The sequence below is a fragment of the Nonlabens sp. genome (assembly GCF_965657255.1).
Classification (GTDB): Bacteria; Bacteroidota; Bacteroidia; order Flavobacteriales; family Flavobacteriaceae; genus Nonlabens.
In genome coordinates, this window is the sequence record NZ_CBFHNM010000005.1 from 158,972 (window position 1) to 180,336 (window position 21,365).

The window sequence follows — 21,365 nt, forward strand, 5'->3', positions numbered from 1 at the left end:
ATTACTTTACCTCGTTAAGATTAATGGTTTTAGGTTGTTGTGCTTCATGACCGTGATCTGCGCCAGAATACACTTTTAGGTTGCGATAGATAGCGCTTCCTAATTTATTTTTAGGTAACATACCTTTTACAGCACGCTCAACTACACGAGTTGGGTCTTTTGCAAAAAGTTCATTTGCACTAAGACTACGTTGTCCACCAGGGTAGCCAGTGTGTCTTATGTATGATTTCTCACTCCATTTGTTACCGCTTAACGTTATTTTGTCAGCGTTTATGATAATTACATTATCACCACAGTCTACGTGTGGAGTGAAATTTGTCTTGTATTTACCTCTCAAAAACTTTGCAGCTATTGATGACATACGACCTAGTGGCTGTTCAGCAGCATCTATCAGTACCCATTCTTTGTTTACTGTAGCACTATTTGCTGAAATTGTTTTGTAACTTAAAGTATTCACCTTGAAATAGTTTTAATTCTTTTGTCTGATTTTACTAACTAAAATCGGGCTGCAAATGTAATCTTTTAATTTAGAACAACAAGCGGCTTTATTTAATTTTATTTATTATTTCTCAAACTGGAAATATTCGTTGTAAAAATAGCCCTTTCATTTACTTATAATCGTTTGTTTTGTTCCTGATTTTATTTTGTTTCACTTTCGCGAAAGCGGGCTAACTGCTATATCGGTATATGGAGAGCTATCTTTAATCTATTGGTTTTGAGACATTAATTCTTATTCATTATATTTAACCCAAAATTAAGCAAATGAAAAAGTTTATTGGATTTTTAATGGTTGCAGCGTTTATTCTAACTAGCTGTGAAAGCGATACCGCTGGAAGAAACGCTTTAACTACCAATGTTGCCGGCACGTATATATTGACATCTTTAGTAGCTGACCTGGCTGTAGACTTTAACCAAGATGGAGTATTTGATACTGAATTATTAAATGAAGCTGCTTGTTTTTCAAATATGGATGTTGATTTTATGGTTAATGGTGATTTTACATCTACAGTTGCTTTTCCTGAGTTTGATGCAATGAATGTTTTATCATGCCCTACCGGTACAGAAACTGGTACTTATATTTTAGATTCTTCTAACATTCTTACTTTAACGGTAGATGTAAACGGTGGAACAGTAACTGAAGACATACAACTGTCTTTAACCCCAACAACTTTTGAGTTTACAGTAACTGGTCAAGATTTAGACCGATACATAACCAGTCGTGCTGGTACTCCTGCTGGAAATATCACTTCTTTGATTGCTACTTATACAAAGATTTAGTTTTGCAGCTTTAATTTTAAATCAAGAAAGCCTGAATTTAATTAATTCAGGCTTTTTTGATTAAGTATGTTTTATCTATTCTTCTACATTTACGCCTTTCCAAAAAGCGACATAACCTTCAATTTCTTTGGCTGCATGTTTTGTGTCTGGATAATACCAGGCGGCATCTTTATTTTCTGATCCGTTTACATTTAAAGAGTAGTAACTTGCTATTCCTTTCCATGGACAATTTGATTTGGTATCACTGTTCTTAAAAAATTCCTTCCTGATACTGTTTGCTGGAAAATAGTGATTGTTTTCTACAACTTTTGTCTCATTGCTTTCTGCAATGATCTGATTGTTCCATTTTGCTTTCATAAGGTTATTTCTTTTTAAATAAGTAATCTTTAAACAGTTTATTGTTATCCTCAAAAATTTGATTGATTTCTAAACCAGACTCATTTGCGAGCCATTCAACTATTAGGTCGTCATATTTTTGGGAGATTTCGGTATGAATGGTTTCCCATTTATTAAAATGTATTTTAAGATCTAATTTTTTAATATGTACATCACATTCCTGTGTAGCAAGAAGGTAGCTTTTTGCAGTTCCAGATTCTGGATCATATGCTTCCCAATGTTCAAATGAATTCACATCAAAATCTGCATTCATTTCTTTATTGAGACGATGTAAAAGGTTGCGATTAAACTCTTGTGTGACACCAGTTTTATCTGCATAAGCATTTTGAATCGTTAATGGATTTTTCTTTTGATCAAATCCCATAAACAATAGATCTTCTGAAGACATACTGTGCTGTATTTGATTTAGAAAATCGATAGCTTCTTTATGTGATAGATTTCCAATATTAGAACCTAGAACAATAATGACTTTGGGTCGTTTATTATATGTCGCAATTTTTTCTAATACCTTGAAATAGGTTCCTTGTTCCCCTTGAACGTCTAGATCAGGCAAAAGTGTGGTTAGAGAGTTGGTTAACTCGTCTATTGCATGTTGACTTATGTCTATGGGTTTATAGGTAAAATCTACATTGTTTTGTACGAGTTCTTCTAGTAGTACTTTAGTTTTTTTACCATCACCAGCTCCTAGCTCGATAAGATCAAAGCCGTTTTGATTTTCAAAAAGTGATTTTAATTCGCCTTTGTACTGGTCGATTATATTATATTCTGCATTAGTTAAGTAATATTCTGGAAGCGCCATGATTTGCTGGAATAGCTGGTCACCGCGGTCGTCATAAATATATTTTGAGCTTAAAAATTTGGGGAATGCAGTTAGTCCATCTTGAACATGTTGCTCAAATTCTAACTGGAACGATTCTGTTTTTGTCATAATGATTTTGCAAGACGCAAGCTTGTAAATTGCCATCTAAGAGGCGCGTGAAAAAAGTTTCTATAAGTAGGTCTTGCATGATTTGCGGGCGTGGCAATAGAGCTGCCTCGCAATACTTTTTGATTGACCATAAATTTACCATTGTACTCTCCTAGAGCACCATCTGGTTTTTTATAATTAGGATATGGTAGGTAGGCACTTTCTGTCCATTCCCATCTGCTACCATGAGAAAAATGAGACTGTGCTGCTTCCCATTCAAATTCTGTAGGTAATCTCATTCCTTTCCATTGAGCAAAAGCAAATGCTTCATAATATGAAATATGTGTTACTGCTGCTTTATTTTCAATCTCTTGTGAGCCGCTAAGTAAATACTGTGACCATTTATTGTCTTGTAAATGCCAGTACATCGGTGCATAAATCGAGTTCTTTTTTACCCAATCCCAGCCTTCTGTATGCCAAAACATAGGGTTTTCATAACCACCAGCATTTATGAAATCCATCCAGTCACCGTTGGTTATTAATGTGTTGGATATAGCATAAGGTTCTAAGAAGACTCTATGTTTTGGCAATTCATTATCATAACAAAAAAGGTTTGAATCGTGACCTATATGGTAGATGCCTTCTTTCATTTCAGTAAAGTCACTATTACCTTTTTCTAAGAGAATTTCATCTTTGATTTTCCCATAAGTAGGTTGTAATGGGTTATTTCCTAAGATGTATTTTATATCTGTTAGCAATAATTCTTGGTGTTGTTTTTCATGATGGATTCCTATTTCTAGAACCGGAATCATTTCTTCTGTAAGGTGATTTTCTATTAAGGTTTTCATATGAGAGGTCACATGTGCACGATATTCATAGATATCTTTGACACTAGGTCTAGAAAGGTTGCCTCTGTCAGTTCTTACTACTCTTTTACCGATACTTTCATAATAACTATTAAATACATAAGCATAGTTTTTATGGTATCTTTTATAATTAGGGAAGTGACCGTCTAGTAGAAACTCTTCAAAAAACCAAGTGGTATGACCTAAGTGCCATTTAGGTGGTGACACGTCTACAATAGGTTGTACCACGTAATCTTCGGTTTGTAACGGTTCACAAATACGTTCAGAATCTGCTCTGGTTTTTGTAAACAGAAGAAGTTGTTCTTTAAAATTCATCTTCTCAAAGTTATGATCTTTTTATGTATTTCGCTTTCGCGAAAGCGTTAATCTCGTATTAAATGGAGATTTATTAATAATATTTTATCTCCAGAACGCTTTTTACTGTAAAGATTGCTGCTTTTGATATAAATAGTTTTCTAGATGTATTATAGAGTAATATCGGTATTATTAGGTTATTAAATGAATGGAACAATCTGATTTTCCATTTGTTTTCCTTGAAATAGTATAGAAGGGTAAGAATATATTGTGTGTAGCAGTCTTATTATCCTTACAAAAATTTCTTTTTTTTAAAATAGAAATATACTGCCGTGCTTACGGTAAGAAATAGAGGTATAATGGCCATTATTTCCCAAAAACCGGAATAAGGATCTTTTTTGAAAGCAATGTCGTTGTAATGTTTTGTCACAGGACCACCTATACTACCGTTGCGATAAGGAAAGATAGTGTAAGATTGATTTTTAGGTATTTCAATAGATGATGATGGGTATACTTTTCTATGAAAAAGCTTTTTATTAAGATCGTATCTCATTTCTATAAGAAAAGAGGTAATGGAAGGATCTTGGTTCCAATTAAGGGAAGCTGTGTTGGTATACTTGTGTTCCAATGCCAAGCCTTTAGCTTTTGTAGAATATAGGATTTGGTATGGAATAGTATCAATGGTTTATCAAGGTTTAAAGTAGGCATTGCTCAAAGAATCCATTCTTTTAAAATTAACTAGAAAATGATTTTTGAGACCATCTGTTTCTTGCTTTTGTGAAAGAGATAAGTGATTAAAGAATGGGAAAACATACAGAGCAAAAGCTGTTTCAGCCCCATTTCTTTTTGTTTTCCTTAATTTCTTGACGGGATAGTTCTTTAGGTTTTGTAAGGTATCTTACTAACCATATCGCAATCACGATAAGCACTGAAAAGAAAAGTACAATTAATATCAGAAGAAAGACTTTAGGTGTTATTTTGTTTGCACGTTCTTCTTCATATTTTTTAATAGCTTCTAACTCTTGCTTTTCTCTTTCTTTTAGAGCTGCCTTTTTTTGATCAATTTCATTTTGCTGTTCTACAAACCTATAGTAGCTGGATGGGCTGATAGGTTCAAAATTTCTAGATTTGGCATCTTTAAGATTTATGGAAACAGCCTCGCCTTTTTGCTTTTTGAAAATAGGGTAAATGGTAAACTCTCCATTACGTGGAAATTCGGCAATATTTGTATAATGCTTTTGTCTATAAATCAATTCTTGAGTTGATGGATCGCGCATTTCTATCATGTGATAGGTAATATTGCGCTGCTTTTTCCATTCTAAAATTACTTTTCCTTCGTTATGCGACTCTTGTAAAGTAACATCATATAAGAAGAGTGCTTTTGTAAAATGGAACTGCGTGGTGTCAACCATTCTGTAATTTTCATAAATGTCAATTTGTGAAGTGCAAAATAACGGGCTTACGAATAATACAATTAAGAAGAGTTTCATTTTAATAGATTTATACAGCAACAATTCCTTTGATTGCAGGATGAGGATCATAATTTTCTAGTGTAAAATCTTCATATTTAAAATCAAAAATATCTTTGATCTCTGGATTAAGTTTCATTTGTGGAAGTGCTCTAGGTTCTCTAGTAAGTTGCAGTTCTACTTGTTCTCTAAGATTATTGTAGATATGTACGTCACCAAAACTATGTATAAAGTCTCCATATTCTAGATCGCAAACTTGTGCCACCATCATAGTAAGTAATGCATAACTTGCTATATTAAATGGTACTCCTAGAAACACATCAGCGCTGCGTTGATATAACTGGCAGCTTAATTTGTTATTAGCAACATAAAATTGAAAAAACGCATGGCATGGTGGTAATGCTGCTTTGCCATTTGCAACATTTTCAGAAAAGCTTTTACTTGTGTCTGGCATAACGCTAGGATTCCAAGCGGTTACCATCATGCGACGGCTATTAGGGTTTGTTTTCAAGGTGTTGATGACCTCTTTGATCTGATCGATGCCTCGACTATCCCAGTTGCGCCATTGATGTCCATAAACGGGACCTAAATTTCCATCTTCATCTGCCCATTCGTTCCAGATACGCACATTGTTATCTTTAAGATACTGGATGTTAGTATCTCCAGATAACAACCATAACAATTCATGCACAATTGATTTAAGGTGTACTTTTTTTGTAGTAACAAGAGGAAATCCTTTTTGAAGATCAAATCGCATTTGATGGCCAAACAAGCTGCGCGTACCAGTTCCTGTTCTATCGCCTTTATCAACGCCGTTATCTAGTATGTCTTGAAGTAAATCTTGATATTGTTTCATAATTAGGTAGGGTAATTTGCTGTGCTTTCGCAAAAGCGTAACAGAAACACAAAGTACTGAAAACTAATTTTAAAAAAGATGAAAAGGCTAATTTTTCTATCCTGCAGATAAGGTGTGAGAATCTATAGTAAATGATTTTGCCCATTCTATGGCGCTATCGATATGATTAAAATAACCAAAAGGACCATTATAAAGAGATTGTTCTGTTGTCGCTTGAACTTTTTGTTCTTGTGACTTACCAACAATAGCGATGCCTATAATCGTTTTTGAATTTACTAGCTGATATACTTTGGGATCCACAGAATGTCCAAATTCTCTGTTAGAAATGAATATGATTTTCTTCTTTTTGTAGTAGTCATTTATATCAGTAAGCATGCGCATAGCAATATCATTGGTGACCACTATATCTAAATTTAATTGACCTATTACATAAGTTCCAAAGCAAAACATGGAGCCAAATGTGTAATTAAATCGATATTGAGAATTTTTAAAATTCAACGCTTTGCATTTTCTTAAATGTTAATGTAAAGCAAAAATAAGAATTTTCATTAACAAAATATTAAGGCTGTAGAATTAATTCAAAGCCTATCCAAAAAGCATACCTGCTATGGTTGCGGTTAATAGAGCAGCACATGTACCACCTATTAGGGCTTTGATACCGAATGCAGCAAGGGTTTTGCGCTGGCTAGGTGCAAGAACACCTATTCCGCCTATTTGTATACCGATGGAAGCAAAATTTGCAAATCCGCAAAGCGCGTACGTAGCAATAATGATAGATTTAGGATGTATGATTTTACCTGCTTCTTTCAGATCCTTAAGAGATCCATAGGCAATGAACTCATTTAATATTGTTTTTTCTCCTAATAACTGACCTACAAGAACGATGTCATCTGTATGAACACCGATTACCCATGCAATAGGAGCAAACAAATTACCTAGAATGTATTGCATAGAAAAACCATCGTACCTGCCACTACTAGAGTCTGCTATGATGGAATTAAGTCCAGTATATTCTCCTATAATATCTTTAAGACCAAAGTTAACTACAGCGATCAATGCAGTAAATACCAGCAACATAGCGCCTACATTTACAGCTAATTTTAAACCATCAGTTGTACCACGTGAAATGGCGTCTAGAATATTGCTTCCTATTTTATCTTTAGAAACTTTCAAAGATCTATCTACATCTGTTGTTTTTTCTTCTGGATAAAGCATTTTTGCGATCACAATTGCTGCCGGTGCACTCATTATAGAGGCTGTAAGTAAATGCTTTGTAAATAAGATTTGCTGGGCTTCACTTTCTCCTCCTAGAAATCCTATAAATGCAGCAAGAACTCCACCAGCGATTGTTGCCATTCCACCTACCATCAGGCATAAAATTTCAGATTTTGTCATTTTCTCTAGGTACGGTTTTACCACAAGCGGTGCTTCTGTTTGGCCTATAAAAATGTTTGCAGCTGCAGCTAGCGATTCTGCACCACTTAAACGCATGGTTTTGCTCATGATCCAGGCAAGAACGTAAACTACTTTTTGAAGAATCCCTAAATAGTATAATAACGAGGTAAATGCAGAAAAGAATATAATGGTAGGTAACACTTTGAAAGCAAATATGTAACCCCAACTATTGTTTGCATCAATTAAGTTCCCAAAAACAAACTCGGCACCAGCCTCACTTACGGCTAGAAATCTTACCACACCAGTAGATATAGCATCAAAAACATATGCAACGCTTTCAAATTTTAAAACAGATATAGCAAAGACTATTTGTAATGTGATACCTACTATTACAAGTCTCCAATCTATTTTTTTCTTGTTCTTACTAAGTAAAAAACATAATCCTAATATAAAAATGATGCCAATAACGCCGCGGTAAAAGCTTTCTAGACTAAATCCAAGGTCGTTTTTAATTTCTATATTATTTGAAGGAAGAACTTCTTTTTCTAAAAGAAATGTATAGGTAATATCTTTGTTTTTAAGAATTAAACTGTCACCGTTAATTTTCTTTAAATCAAATTTGTTTAATTGTGAGTCTACTTCATTAGGATAAAGAGCTATAAAATCTCCTTGTACTATAAATCGTCCTTGAGAATTTAAACTGTCCACTCCAGTAAAGTACTTATAGTTTTGTTGTTGGAATGAGATACTGTCCAATCTATAAGCAGTCTCAGATGAGTTGCTTTCTGTTTGAGAAGAGTTAAAAATCCAGGTTCCTTCTATAAGAGTATTCTCCTGGCCGGTAACGTGAATAGTAAAAAAAAGAAAAATAGTTGCAGCAAAAAATCTAGCGATAATAGAATTCATAGTTTTTGGTAAGGTTATCGTTTAGATATTTCGTCTCTAATTTGAGCAGCAAGTTCATAATCTTCGTTAGAAACCGCTTCACCTAACATATTGTTTAATTCAGATAGGCTATATTTACTATAATCATCTACCTCTTCTGTGGCTGCGTTGATCAATTCTTCTATCATTTCTTCACTATCAAATTCTTCAACAACTAATTCCTTATCTGGTTTGATGTGCTGTTGGATTCCTGCTTCTTCTAAAATATTTTCATAAGTAAAAACAGGCGCTTTAAATCTAACTGCAAGGGCAATCGCGTCGCTAGTACGAGCATCAATAATTTCTTCTATCTTATCTCGTTCACAAATAAGGCTGCTGTAAAAAACACCATCCACTAATTTATGAATGATCACCTGTTTAACAACAATTGAGAATCGTTGCGCAAAGCTTTTAAATAAATCGTGAGTAAGTGGTCTAGGCGGGCTCAATTCCTTTTCTAAAGCGATCGCAATACTTTGCGCTTCAAACGCACCTATAACTATAGGCAGTTGTCTAGATCCGTCTACTTCCTTGAGCACTAATGCATAAGCGCCGTTTTGTGTTTGGCTATAGGAAATGCCTCGTATGTTAAGTCGCTTTAGACTCATTGTGGTATAATGATTAGAAATAAAAAAAGCTGTGCAAAAATGAGGTTTTTCTCTTATTGCACAGCCTTAAATCTAAGAAATTCTTAATTAATAATTAAAACACTAAGCATTTGCTGCTTTAAAAGCTTTTAATTTTTCTATTAGAGCAGGAACAACTTCAAAAGCATCACCTACTATACCATAGTCAGCAGCCTTAAAGAAAGGCGCTTCTGGATCTGTATTGATTACCACTTTAACTTTACAAGAGTTAACACCTGCAAGATGTTGTATAGCTCCAGAAATTCCTACTGCGATATAAAGATTTGAGGCAACTGGCTTACCAGTCTGTCCCACATGTTCTCCATGAGATCTCCATCCTAAATCACTTACTGGTTTAGAACAAGCGGTAGCAGCACCCAAAACGTCTGCAAGCTCTTCAATCATGCCCCAGTTTTCTGGTCCTTTTAATCCGCGACCAGCACTTACAACTACTTCAGCGTCTGCAATGGTTACTTTGTCTGTTGCTTTATCTACAGATTGAACAGAAACATTAAAATCTGTATCTGCAATAGATGGTGCAAAATCTTGTACGGCACAATCAGTTACATTCTCTTTAAGTCCGTAAGCATTTTTTGAAAGACCCAGCAACTTAACATCTGTAGTGATTTCTGTATTAGAATATGCTTTATTAGTGAACACAGTTCTTTTTACCGTAAAAGGAGAAGCGTTAGAAGGAAGTTCTGTTACGTTAGATACGTAACCTGCCTCTAAATGAACACTTACTAGCGACCCTAAATATTTAGAATCTGCACTAGAACTTATAACAACCACTTTTGCTCCTTCGGCTTTTGCAGCCTGTGCAATTGCATTTGCATAAGCGGCAGCATTAAATTTATCTAATTTTGAATCACTTACATTATGAAGTCTATTGACACCATAAGTTCCTAATTCACCAGCATCATTTGCATTAAAAGATATAGCGGCAACATCTGTTCCCATCATATCTGCAATACCTTTAGCATAACTGGCTACTTCATAAGCAGTTTTCTTAAAACTACCATTTTCTGATTCTGTATATACGAGTACTGACATATAATTTATTTTTTGCGCCCATGAACAGGACGTTTGCTTAATATTTTATTTGTAATTCCGCTTTCGCGAAAGCGAGATCAATATGAATTCTTATGAATTAAATTGCTTTTGCTTCATTGTGAAGTAAGTCAATCAATTTATCAAGATTATCGGCATCTACTAATGTAACTGCGCCTTTAGGCTCTGGCTTTGTAAAGGAAACGCTCTTTGTTTCTGAAGAAGCTTCAGTCGCAGGCACAACATTCAATGGTTTTTTACGAGCCATCATGATACCGCGCATGTTAGGAATCCTTAAGTCGCTTTCCTCTACCAGACCTTTCTGTCCACCTATAACTAGAGGTAATGTCGCGGTAGATGTTTCTTTACCACCATCGATTTCTCGTATCGCAGTAGCTTTATCACCTTCTATTTCTAGAGAAATACAAGTGTTTACAAAACTGGCACCTGTCATTGCAGCTACCATTCCAGGAACCATTCCACCATTGTAATCTATAGATTCACGACCAGCAATGACTAGGTCATAACCACCGTTTTTAACAACAGCGCTTAACTGTTTTGCCACCTGATAACCGTCTAAAGCAGGAGTATCTACTCTTATTGCACTATCAGCACCTATGGCTAGTGCTTTTCTTAAAGTTGGTTCTACTTCTGCGCCACCTACAGTAACCACATCTACACTGGCACCTTGTTTTTCTTTAAACCACATAGCGCGTGTAAGACCAAATTCATCATTAGGATTGATTACATATTGAACACCAGCAGTGTCAAATTTTGTATCATTATCTGTAAAATTGATTTTTGAAGTGGTATCTGGCACGTGGCTGATACATACTAATATTTTCATATTTTAGAGTCTTTATATTTCTTTTTCAATCGTTTGCGAAAATACAGAAAAAACAAATAATAAACTATGCATGCATAATAAAATTTTGTTTAATTTTTAATTATTTAATTGTTTTTACTTTTTTTAAAAATTGATGAAGTCTTACTATTTCTAGCTTTTTAATGACTAGATCGATTTCGTTAAAATAATAGTAGCTTATTTTGGTGTTTTTTACCTCAAAATTCTCGTATGCTAAGTTTATGTAAGTTATTTTTGTTTTTTATTATTTGATACTATTTATATCATACATATATGAAAACAATACAATTTCGTGAGGCGATTTGCGAGGCGATGAGTGAAGAAATGAGACGCGACGAGACTATCTATTTGATGGGTGAAGAAGTGGCAGAATATAATGGTGCTTACAAGGCTTCAAAAGGAATGTTAGATGAGTTTGGTGAAAAGCGTGTTATCGATACACCTATTGCCGAGTTAGGTTTTGCTGGTGTAGCTATAGGGTCTACCATGACTGGTTGTCGTCCTATCGTAGAATACATGACATTTAACTTTTCACTGGTAGGAATTGATCAGATTATCAATAACGCTGCAAAAATACGTCAAATGTCTGGTGGGCAATTCAAGTGTCCTATCGTTTTCCGTGGTCCTACGGCGAGTGCTGGACAACTGGCAGCAACTCATTCTCAAGCATTTGAAAATTGGTTTGCAAACACGCCAGGTCTTAAAGTCATTGTTCCTTCTAATCCTTATGATGCAAAAGGACTTCTTAAAGCTGCTATACGCGATGATGATCCAGTAATTTTCATGGAATCAGAACAAATGTATGGTGATAAAGGTGAGGTGCCAGAAGGTGAATATGTTTTACCTATAGGTGTTGCTGACATCAAAAGGGAAGGATCTGATGTAACTATTGTCTCTTTTGGTAAAATTATTAAGGAAGCATACACTGCTGCAGACCAATTAGAGAAAGAAGGTATTTCTTGCGAAATAATAGATTTAAGAACTGTGCGTCCTTATGATAAAGAAGCTATCTTGAAATCTGTAAAGAAAACCAACCGTTTAATTATTCTTGAAGAAGCATGGCCATTTGGTAATGTATCTACAGAAATCTCGCACATGGTGCAAGCAGAGGCTTTTGATTATCTAGACGCACCTATTTATAAAATCAATACACAAGATACACCAGCGCCATACTCTCCAGCATTATTTGCAGAGTGGTTGCCTAATGCTTCTCATGTCGTAGAAGGTGTTAAAAAAGTGATGTATAGAAAGTAATATTTTTAGAAAAATTAGTAAAAAACCCATTTTGAAAAAAATGGGTTTTTTTATTTTTAATAATATCACAACTTTTTTAAAGTTAAACAAGTAACTTTAAGTAGAGTAGTTCTACATTTGACTTTTGCATTACAAGTTTATGAAAAATTATAGGAGTTCCGCTTTCGCGAAAGCGAGATCACATCACATTATTATGATAGGGTTGCTGTTTTTAACAACAATTTCTATTGCGCAGACTAAAGTAGGAGGCGTGATCTATGACGATTTTGGTGACACAGTTCCATTTGCAAATGTGGTTTTTCCAGGCTCTAGTGAAGGAACTATTTCTAATGATAATGGTAGGTTTTACTTACAATCAGATAAAACTTATAAAGAAGTGGAATTTTCTTTTGTAGGTTACAAGACGCAAATTGTAAAGCTAGAAAGCCAGGTGAACCTAGATATGAAGGTTACCCTGCAAACCGATACTGCAGAGCTTGATGCCGTTGTCGTTTATGCTGGTAAAACTTCAAAGAAGAATAATCCAGCCATCGATATATTGCGTAAAGTATGGGAAAATAGGCGTAAAAATGGACTGTCTCAATTCAAACAATATCAATATGATAAGTATGAGAAACTAGAATTTGACATGAACACTATTGATAGTGCCATGATCAACTCTAAGCTTTTTAGAGGAATGGAGTTCATTTTCAATTATGCCGACACTAGCCGAGTAACTGGAAAAACCTATTTGCCTATATTTATAAATGAGTCATTAGCATCAGTATATGGTGATAATGAATCTAACAAAGAGAAAGAAGTTATTAAGGCAAATAAGAACTCTGGTTTTTCAGATAATCAAACCATTATAGCTTTTGTAAAAGATCTCTATGCAGATATCGATGTCTACGAGCGTTACCTGAAATTTTTTGACAAAAGCTTTACAAGTCCTGTAGGTAGAGCAGGAATAGACACCTACAATTATGTGCTAAGAGATACTGCGATCGTAGATGGAGTAGAAGCATACAACATCGTTTATTATCCACGTCGTAAGGGTGAGTTGACTTTTAAAGGCGACTTCTGGGTCGCTACTGATTCCTACGCAATAAAAGAAATCAACTTACAAGCGACTAAAAGTGCTAATGTGAATTGGGTAAAAGAAATATACATCGAGCAAGAGTATGATGTTTTAAATGACAGTTTATTTCTTATCACTAGGGATTATTTCATGAGTGATTTTGCTCTTAACAAGAAAGAAGAATCTAAGGGGATTTATGGTAAACGTACCACCTTGTTTGATAATTATCAATTTGATATTAAAAAAGAAGAAGATTTTTATAGACGTAGAGTTAACGACTATGATCCAGAAATTTATGATCGCGATGAAGCCTACTGGGATGAAAACCGACTAGAAAAACTCAATAAAGACGAAAAGCAAATCTACACTATGCTAGATACGCTCAAGACTAATAAAAAGTTTAAGCGCCTATATAACATAGGGACTATTCTTGCCTCGGGATATTATGAGATAGATAATTTTGATATAGGACCTGTTTTTGGACTTTTAGGTTTTAATCAGGTAGAAGGAATGCGAGTTAGATTAGGTGGAAGAACCTATTTTTCTGCAAATGACTTATGGAGATTAGAAGGTTATGGAGCCTATGGTTTTAGAGATAATCAATTTAAGTATGGAATAGCAGGTAAATGGCTTATCGATAAGAAAAGTAGGCTTACTATATCTGGAGGAAATAGACGCGATATTGAACAATTAGGTGCTAGCTTGACTAATACTAACGATGTTTTAGGACGTAGTCTCGCTTCAAGTTCACTGATTACTGCTGGAAACAATAATAGTCTTTCCAGTATTAATTTGACCACGCTAGCAGTAAGTTTTGAGCCTAAATACAATCTAGAATTTAGATTAGGTACTAGTTATAGAACCATTAAAAGTGGAGCTCCAGATATTTTTAGTTTGAATTATTTTGATCCAGATTCTCCTACAGGTATTGAGACAGAAACAAGACAGGCAGATGCGTCTCTAACTATGACTTACACTCCAGGGCGTAAAACCTCTAATTATGGAGTAGATAGAACGCTTATCAATAGTGGTGAATACCCTATTCTTTACGCTAGTTATACTAAGGGTTTTGACGGTTTTTTAGAAAGTGATTTTAATTTTGATAAAGTTCAGTTTTACTACAGTCATCCATTTCAATTAGGTCCTTTTGGGAGATTAACAGCAAGAGTTGAAGCAGGTAAAACCTTTGGAGAGGTACCACTTGCTTTACTAAATGTTGTCCCTGGTAACCAGACTTACTTTAATTTAACAGGTGCTTTTAATACGCTCAATTTCTACGAATTTGTAACAGATGAATATGTTACCATGCACTTAGATCACAATTTCAACGGTCGTATATTTTCTAGAATTCCAGGATTGCGCGATCTTAATTTGCGAGAGCTGGTAGGAATTCGTGCGGTGTATGGAAAAATAAGCGATGAGAACATTGCACTTAATGCTGGTAACATTAATTACCTCGCTCCAGAAGATGTGTTTTGGGAATACAGTGCAGGAATAGGAAACATTTTTAAAATTCTACGACTGGACGTGAGTTTTAGAGGCGGCTATAATTTCTTGCCAGATGCACGTTCTATGGCGATTACAGGTAGTTTTGGTTTTAGTTTCTAGTACGTCATTACGAGGAGTGCACGACGAAGTAATCTGCTTATTCTTTTCAACTTTCATACCGTTGCATAGCGGTATCGGCTAGCAATGATCCTAATCTTGTTTCCTGCTTTTTTTTACCGTTTTCTATTTTCTTTTTTGAAAATAGAAGTTTATCCTGAGGCAGCTCAGGGCGAAAGCGAGATCACATAAATTCCTCTTTTGTAAGAATATGCCGTGATAATCTTCTATTTTAGCGCAAATTATATTTTTATGAGGCTTTTTACTTTTATAGCTGTTTTGTTTTTTGGATTTATTGCAAGTGCGCAGACCGTGGATGATTTTGTTTTTGAGGTTGATTTGACAAATAGTCCTTCAACTACTTACTCTTTTGAAATCACTACTGGTAATACAGTTATCGTAGATTGGGGTGATGGTACAAATGATAGTTATACAAACGTCACTAGCCAAATAATTTCGCATAGCTATACAACGCAAATGACTTACACAGTTTTTGTTAATGATCAATTAGATTCGTTTAAATTTTCATCAGATACGCCATTAACAATAACCCAATGGGGAACGACATCTTGGCAAACAATGTTTGAAGCATTCAAAGGTTGCACTGATTTGACCTTTTCCTCTACTACTTTACCAGATCTAAGCCTAGTGACTGATATGAGTTATATGTTTGCTGAGACAGGAAATTTTAATCAATCAATAAGCTCATGGAATGTTTCAAACGTCGTTAACATGTCTCATCTTTTTTTTGAAGCCTATAGTTTTAATCAACGATTAGGCTTTTGGGATGTTTCTGATGTGTCTGATATGTCTTCTATGTTTAAGGACGCTAGTAGATTCGATCAATCCTTAAGCACTTGGAATGTTTCTAATGTTTCCAATATGAGTAATATGTTTGAAGGTGCAGGCTATTTCAACCAAGATCTACAAACATGGGATGTTTCTAATGTGTCTGACATGTCTTCTATGTTCGAAAGGGCTAGAAAGTTCAATCAACCTATAAACAATTGGAATGTTTCTAATGTTACCAACATGAGCGGCATGTTTAATGGTGCTAATGATTTCAATCAGCCTATCGATAATTGGAATGTTGCAAATGTTACAAATATGGAATTTATGTTTAACAGTATAAATACCTTTAATCAGCCATTAAATAATTGGGATGTTTCTAATGTAACAAATATGAATCGAATGTTTGCTTTTACTACCTCATACAATCAACCTTTAAATTCTTGGAATGTTTCTAATGTTTCTAATATGGATAGCATGTTTTGGGGAGCTGTTGCTTTCAATCAGCCTTTAAATTCTTGGAACGTTTCTAATGTTACACGTATGTTCAACATGTTCTCAGAAGCTACTTCTTTTAATCAGCCGATAGACAATTGGGATGTTTCTAATGTTACTTCTATGAATTATATGTTTGACGGCGCCACCTCTTTTAATCAGCCATTAGGCGGTTGGGATATTTCTAATGTAACTTTTATGAGTTTGATGTTTAACGAAGCCTCTTCTTTCAACCAAGATTTATCTTCATGGAATTTCAACTCGAATGTTTTATTAGAGATTTATGTGCGGAATTCTGGTCTTGATGTCGATAATTACGATGCGTTGTTACGACGCTTTGTTCAGCTTAACTTATTATTTAATGCTAATGCCAGAAATGGTGTTTTTAATCCCAATGGTTTAAAGTATTGTGATAATTTTTCGAGAGATATACTTGTCCAAAATGGTTGGCCAATATCTGGAGATTCTCAATCAAATACCTGTCCCGCTAATACCTTTAGCGGTTCTGTTTATTACGATTTTGATTTAAATGGTTGCGACCCTTCAGATTTAGAAGCTCAAAATGTAGCTGTAAATATTGTAAATAGTACAAATGACATAACTGTGTATACCTATAATGGTCAGTACAGTGCAAACTTACCAGATGGGACTTATACCGTAACTGCGTCAACAAATAATAATTTGTTTTCTGGCATCCCATTAAATGCCAATGTCACTATATCTAATAATAGTGTTGTCACCCAAGACTTCTGCCTCACCGCAACAACTCCAGTTGATGACCTAGAAATCTCTATCCTACCACTAGAAGATGCCCGACCAGGATTTGATACTAATTACAAACTCATTTATAAAAACAAAGGGAATACTCGTTTATCAGGCTCTGTAAATTTCACTTATGAAGATGATTTTATGAATTTTCTAAATTCAAATCCAGCGACCACTTCTTCAAGTGTAGGGATGTTGAGTTGGGACTTTGTATACCTTGATCCATTTGAAACTCGTGAGATTGAGTTTACTATGAACCTCAATACGCCTACAGATTCTACTTTTCCTTTAAATAGTAATGATTTGTTAGACTTTAGTACGACTATAAACCCAACGGCAAATGACGACACGCCACTAGATAATGTTTTTGATTTACAGCAAACGGTGGTGAACTCTTATGATCCTAATGACAAAACTTGCTTACAAGGCGAGACTATTTTACCAACTATGGTAGGAGAATATGTGCATTATAGAATCCGCTTTGAGAATGAAGGAACGGCAAGTGCCATTACAGTAAGAATCGTAGATTATATTGATACTTCAAAATTTGATATCACAACCTTGACGCCATTGAGTGCCAGCCACGATTATACAACGACTATTACAGAAGGTAACAAAGTAGAGTTTATCTTTGATAACATCATGTTACCATTTACGGCTCCAGCGAGTCAAGGTTATGTGTTGTTTAAAATTAAAACGGTAGATACGCTTGTTTTAGATGATACATTTTCCAATCAAGCTGAAATTTATTTTGACTTTAATTTCCCAATTATTACCAATCTTGAAACGACAGCAGTTGCTGTTCCATTAAGTATAAATCAGAATGATCTTTTTCAAGTAAGTCTGTTTCCTAACCCAGCTCAAAGCACGATTAGTTTGAGCAGTAATTTGGAGTTTAATCAATACACGATTTATGATACTTTGGGAGCAATTGTCTTACAGCAAAAAGTAGATAGTCCAACTTTAAGTCAGGATATTCTCGTGGATCATTTAGTTTCAGGATTGTATTTTGTTGAGGTGAAAAGCGATCAAATGAGCTCGGTTTTAAAATTGATAAAGGAGTAATTCTCTTATTTTTAAAATATTTAAGCCCATTTACTTCATTGTAGATGGGCTTATTTAGTTTCCGCTTTCGCGAAAGCAGAATTCAAATAGCTTTATTTAAACAGATGATTATGTAAATCTTAGTTTATTATATTTCTGTTTGCTCGATTGGTAGCATTGTAGGTAAATATTTAGTCAATTCGAAATATCACGATCGTTTTGTTAACATAAATTTATTACATTAGCGAGATTTTTAAACCAAATACCAACTTTTTTATGGAAATGTACATGATTTATTTGCCAATACTTTTGGCAGTATTAGGGCTAATTTATATGCTTATTAAAAAATCCTGGGTGATGAAACAGGATGCCGGCGACGGTAAGATGAAAGAAATTTCTGATCATATATATGAGGGCGCACTTGCCTTCCTTAAAGCAGAGTACCGTCTACTTGCCGTCTTTGTGGTCATTGTAAGTGTTCTTCTTGCTGTTGTTTCTTACTTTGTTCCATCGACACACTGGATGATTGTTATCGCTTTTGTATTTGGAGCAGTAATGTCTGCTTATGCAGGTAATATAGGGATGAAGATTGCTACAAAAACAAATGTAAGAACTACACAAGCGGCTCGTACCAGTTTACCTAACGCATTGAATATCTCTTTTAGCGGTGGTACGGTGATGGGATTAGGAGTTGCAGGTCTTGCTGTTTTAGGATTGACTGGTTTTTTCATTGTATTCTTTCATCTTTTTATGGGTGGCGAATGGGCTGCTGCAGAATTCATGGGTGAAAATAGAAGCGCGAGTGATTTAATGACTATTGTATTAGAAACACTTGCTGGATTCTCTCTAGGAGCAGAATCTATCGCGCTTTTTGCACGTGTAGGTGGCGGTATTTATACAAAAGCAGCTGATGTAGGTGCGGATCTAGTAGGTAAAGTAGAAGCAGGAATTCCTGAAGATGATCCACGTAATCCAGCAACTATTGCAGATAATGTAGGTGATAATGTAGGTGATGTGGCAGGTATGGGAGCAGATTTATTTGGTTCTTACGTAGCGACAGTTCTTGCAGCTATGGTTTTAGGTAACTATGTAATTAAAGATATGGGTGGTGATATCGTAAATGAAGGTTTTGGAGGAATAGGACCTATACTATTACCAATGGCTATAGCTGGTGTAGGAATTATCATTTCTATTATAGGAACGATACTAGTTAAAATAAAAAGTAATGATGCAAAGGAGCCTCAAGTTATGGGTGCTTTGAATGTAGGTAATTGGACTTCTATTATTTTAGTAGCTGTAGCATGTTACGGTCTTTGCGTATGGATGCTTCCAGAAACGATGCAAATGGAATTTTTTGGAGAAGGAATGATTGAAATCTCTTCTATGAATGTATTCTACTCAACATTAGTTGGACTAGTTGTAGGAGCCGTTATTTCATCGGTTACAGAGTATTATACAGGTTTGGGCAAAAAACCTATTCTTAAGATTGTACAACAATCCTCAACTGGTGCAGGAACTAATATTATTGCTGGTCTAGCAACTGGTATGATTTCTACATTCCCATCGGTTTTGTTGTTTGCTGGTGCGATCTGGGCATCTTATGCTTTTGCAGGATTTTATGGTGTTGCGCTAGCAGCCAGTGCTATGATGGCTACTACAGCAATGCAGCTGGCTATTGATGCTTTTGGTCCTATATCAGATAATGCTGGTGGTATTGCAGAAATGAGTGAACAAGAACCTATCGTACGTGAACGTACTGATATACTTGATTCTGTAGGTAATACAACAGCAGCGACAGGAAAAGGATTTGCCATCGCATCTGCTGCGTTAACGTCATTAGCTTTATTTGCAGCCTATGTGACTTTTACAGGAATAGATGGAATTAATATTTTCAAAGCGCCAGTTCTTGCTATGTTATTTGTAGGTGGAATGGTGCCAGTAGTATTCTCTGCACTTGCCATGAACGCCGTAGGAAAGGCAGCTATGGAAATGGTAGAAGAGGTGAGAAGACAGTTTAGAGATATTCCTGGAATTATGGAAGGAACTGGAAAACCACAATATGATAAATGTGTTGATATTTCTACAAAGGCTTCTCTTAAAGAAATGATGTTGCCAGGTTTATTGACTATCGGTTTTCCGTTAGTAATTGCTTTTGTACCTATGATTTTTGGTATGGATCATCTAGCCATTGCCGAGATGTTAGGTGGTTATATGGCTGGTGTTACTGTAAGTGGTGTTCTTTGGGCTATTTTTCAAAATAACGCTGGTGGTGCATGGGATAATGCAAAAAAATCTTTTGAAGCTGGTGTAGAAATTAATGGAGAGATGACTTTTAAAGGGTCTGACGCACACAAAGCAGCTGTTACAGGTGATACAGTAGGTGACCCATTCAAAGATACTTCTGGTCCTTCTATGAATATTTTAATTAAACTAACTTGTTTAATAGGACTTGTGGTAGCTCCTATATTAGGTGGTCATGCTAGTGAATCAAAAGCGGCCTTGTCATTACCAGTACCTGTCGTTGAAGAAGTGATTACAAATAGCAACCAATTAAATAATATTAAAGATGTCGATATTCAAAAGTCGGTTGATGAATCGACTGGAATAGTAACAGCAAAAGTGACCATTAATAGAAAAATCAATGGTGCGACCGTAAGAAAAACACATAATCTAAAAGGCACGAAAGCTGAGGTTGATGCAAAAATTGCTCAGTTAGATAAAGAGATAAATAATTTCAAATAAGATCTTTATTTTCTAAACGAAAAATCCCATTACAAATTTATTGTAATGGGATTTTTTATGATTCGTGTCTAAATCATTTTATGCGATAAATAATCGCTGAAATGTCTCGCAAGCCGTTTTTCTTATGTCTATGGGAAGTAAACTATATAGGTTATTAAATTAATTCTCATAATTTTTCACAATTGAAATAGCAGCATTAGCGATTGCATTTTTATGTTTGGTTGTTGCGTCTTCATCTATCATTCCCATGAACATTAAACAGGACTCTTTGTTATACTTTACACAATAAATAGTGCTAGATAATTTTTTCCCCTCAGATTCTGTATAGCCATTGACATATAAAAAGGTAATACCATTTACTGTTTTTTCTCCTTGTTCGGTCACGACAATTTCTTCTGAAATTTTGTTATTCAGTGTTTCTTTAGCTTTTTGATAACTTTCAGGTACAATCAAGGTCATAATTAAACCTTTTGGTTTTTCTGAAACATAAGTATTGATAGCCACAGGAGTAAACATTTCTGTATTGACATCTATTTCAATCTTTGTAGACAACAATTTTTCTGCCTTTTCTTTTTTTGATAAAGACTCTTTAATAGGCTCTTGAGCAACTATATAGAATACGGATAGCAAAGAGAAGAATAAGGTAAATACGTTTTTCATAACATTTTTTTCTAAATCTTAATATAGG

Annotated in this window: 18 protein-coding genes; 5 read left to right on the forward strand and 13 right to left on the reverse strand. The window is 35.0% G+C overall.

Annotation, left to right across the window (positions count from 1 at the left end):
* Position 1 precedes the first annotated feature (1 nt).
* Positions 2-457 carry a 50S ribosomal protein L13 gene (gene rplM / locus ACTF54_RS08090; protein ID WP_347197045.1) on the reverse strand — a complete coding sequence of 152 codons (456 nt, stop codon included), beginning with the start codon at positions 455-457 and terminating at the stop codon, positions 2-4.
* A gap of 305 nt (positions 458-762) precedes the next feature.
* On the opposite strand from rplM, the gene ACTF54_RS08095 reads away from it, so the two are divergent.
* Complete coding sequence (locus tag ACTF54_RS08095) at positions 763-1,278, forward strand: hypothetical protein (RefSeq protein WP_347202173.1); 516 nt, start codon at positions 763-765, stop codon at positions 1,276-1,278.
* Between the two features lie 75 nt (positions 1,279-1,353).
* Here ACTF54_RS08095 and ACTF54_RS08100 read toward each other — a convergent pair whose 3' ends face one another.
* The 11 genes from ACTF54_RS08100 to ACTF54_RS08150 form a co-directional block, all read right to left on the reverse strand.
* On the reverse strand, positions 1,354-1,635 hold the full coding sequence (locus tag ACTF54_RS08100; RefSeq protein WP_347197043.1) for a DUF427 domain-containing protein: 282 nt from the start codon (positions 1,633-1,635) through the stop codon (positions 1,354-1,356).
* 4 nt (positions 1,636-1,639) lie between these two features.
* Positions 1,640-2,602 (reverse strand): L-histidine N(alpha)-methyltransferase, encoded by a 963-nt coding sequence (locus tag ACTF54_RS08105; RefSeq protein ID WP_347197042.1) that lies wholly within the window; start codon positions 2,600-2,602, stop codon positions 1,640-1,642.
* A complete protein-coding gene (gene egtB, locus ACTF54_RS08110; RefSeq protein ID WP_347197041.1) occupies positions 2,599-3,762 on the reverse strand; it encodes an ergothioneine biosynthesis protein EgtB in 1,164 nt (387 codons plus the stop codon). Before egtB ends, ACTF54_RS08105 begins: the two co-directional genes overlap by 4 nt.
* Positions 3,763-4,033: 271 nt before the next feature.
* Positions 4,034-4,369 (reverse strand): hypothetical protein, encoded by a 336-nt coding sequence (locus ACTF54_RS08115; protein WP_438969121.1) that lies wholly within the window; start codon positions 4,367-4,369, stop codon positions 4,034-4,036.
* A 202-nt stretch (positions 4,370-4,571) separates the two neighbouring features.
* Positions 4,572-5,231: a hypothetical protein gene (locus ACTF54_RS08120; RefSeq protein WP_347197039.1), complete on the reverse strand. Its 660-nt coding sequence runs from the start codon at positions 5,229-5,231 to the stop codon at positions 4,572-4,574.
* A gap of 10 nt (positions 5,232-5,241) precedes the next feature.
* Positions 5,242-6,066, reverse strand: coding sequence for a thymidylate synthase (locus ACTF54_RS08125; RefSeq protein ID WP_347197038.1), 825 nt, complete (start codon positions 6,064-6,066; stop codon positions 5,242-5,244).
* A 96-nt stretch (positions 6,067-6,162) separates the two neighbouring features.
* Complete coding sequence (locus tag ACTF54_RS08130; RefSeq protein WP_347197037.1) at positions 6,163-6,564, reverse strand: thymidylate synthase; 402 nt, start codon at positions 6,562-6,564, stop codon at positions 6,163-6,165.
* A gap of 87 nt (positions 6,565-6,651) precedes the next feature.
* Positions 6,652-8,367, reverse strand: a complete 1,716-nt coding sequence (locus ACTF54_RS08135) for a NupC/NupG family nucleoside CNT transporter (protein ID WP_347197036.1) — start codon at positions 8,365-8,367, stop codon at positions 6,652-6,654.
* Positions 8,368-8,381: 14 nt separating this feature from the next.
* A complete protein-coding gene (locus tag ACTF54_RS08140) occupies positions 8,382-8,993 on the reverse strand; it encodes a bifunctional nuclease family protein (RefSeq protein ID WP_347197035.1) in 612 nt (203 codons plus the stop codon).
* A 102-nt stretch (positions 8,994-9,095) separates the two neighbouring features.
* Entirely contained in the window at positions 9,096-10,064 is a 969-nt protein-coding gene (locus tag ACTF54_RS08145; RefSeq protein ID WP_347197034.1) for an electron transfer flavoprotein subunit alpha/FixB family protein, read from the reverse strand.
* Positions 10,065-10,161: 97 nt separating this feature from the next.
* On the reverse strand, positions 10,162-10,908 hold the full coding sequence (locus tag ACTF54_RS08150; protein ID WP_347197033.1) for an electron transfer flavoprotein subunit beta/FixA family protein: 747 nt from the start codon (positions 10,906-10,908) through the stop codon (positions 10,162-10,164).
* Between the two features lie 291 nt (positions 10,909-11,199).
* On the opposite strand from ACTF54_RS08150, the gene ACTF54_RS08155 reads away from it, so the two are divergent.
* From ACTF54_RS08155 to ACTF54_RS08170, 4 genes are all read left to right on the forward strand, one after another.
* Positions 11,200-12,180 carry a pyruvate dehydrogenase complex E1 component subunit beta gene (locus ACTF54_RS08155; RefSeq protein ID WP_347197032.1) on the forward strand — a complete coding sequence of 327 codons (981 nt, stop codon included), beginning with the start codon at positions 11,200-11,202 and terminating at the stop codon, positions 12,178-12,180.
* Between the two features lie 139 nt (positions 12,181-12,319).
* Positions 12,320-14,845: a DUF5686 family protein gene (locus ACTF54_RS08160; RefSeq protein WP_438969122.1), complete on the forward strand. Its 2,526-nt coding sequence runs from the start codon at positions 12,320-12,322 to the stop codon at positions 14,843-14,845.
* 249 nt (positions 14,846-15,094) lie between these two features.
* Positions 15,095-17,956 (forward strand): BspA family leucine-rich repeat surface protein, encoded by a 2,862-nt coding sequence (locus ACTF54_RS08165; RefSeq protein WP_438969123.1) that lies wholly within the window; start codon positions 15,095-15,097, stop codon positions 17,954-17,956.
* A 255-nt stretch (positions 17,957-18,211) separates the two neighbouring features.
* Positions 18,212-20,677, forward strand: a complete 2,466-nt coding sequence (locus ACTF54_RS08170) for a sodium-translocating pyrophosphatase (RefSeq protein ID WP_438969124.1) — start codon at positions 18,212-18,214, stop codon at positions 20,675-20,677.
* Positions 20,678-20,836: 159 nt separating this feature from the next.
* On the opposite strand, the gene ACTF54_RS08175 is transcribed toward ACTF54_RS08170, so the two are convergent.
* Complete coding sequence (locus ACTF54_RS08175) at positions 20,837-21,337, reverse strand: hypothetical protein (protein WP_438969125.1); 501 nt, start codon at positions 21,335-21,337, stop codon at positions 20,837-20,839.
* Between the last annotated feature and the right edge of the window lie 28 nt (positions 21,338-21,365).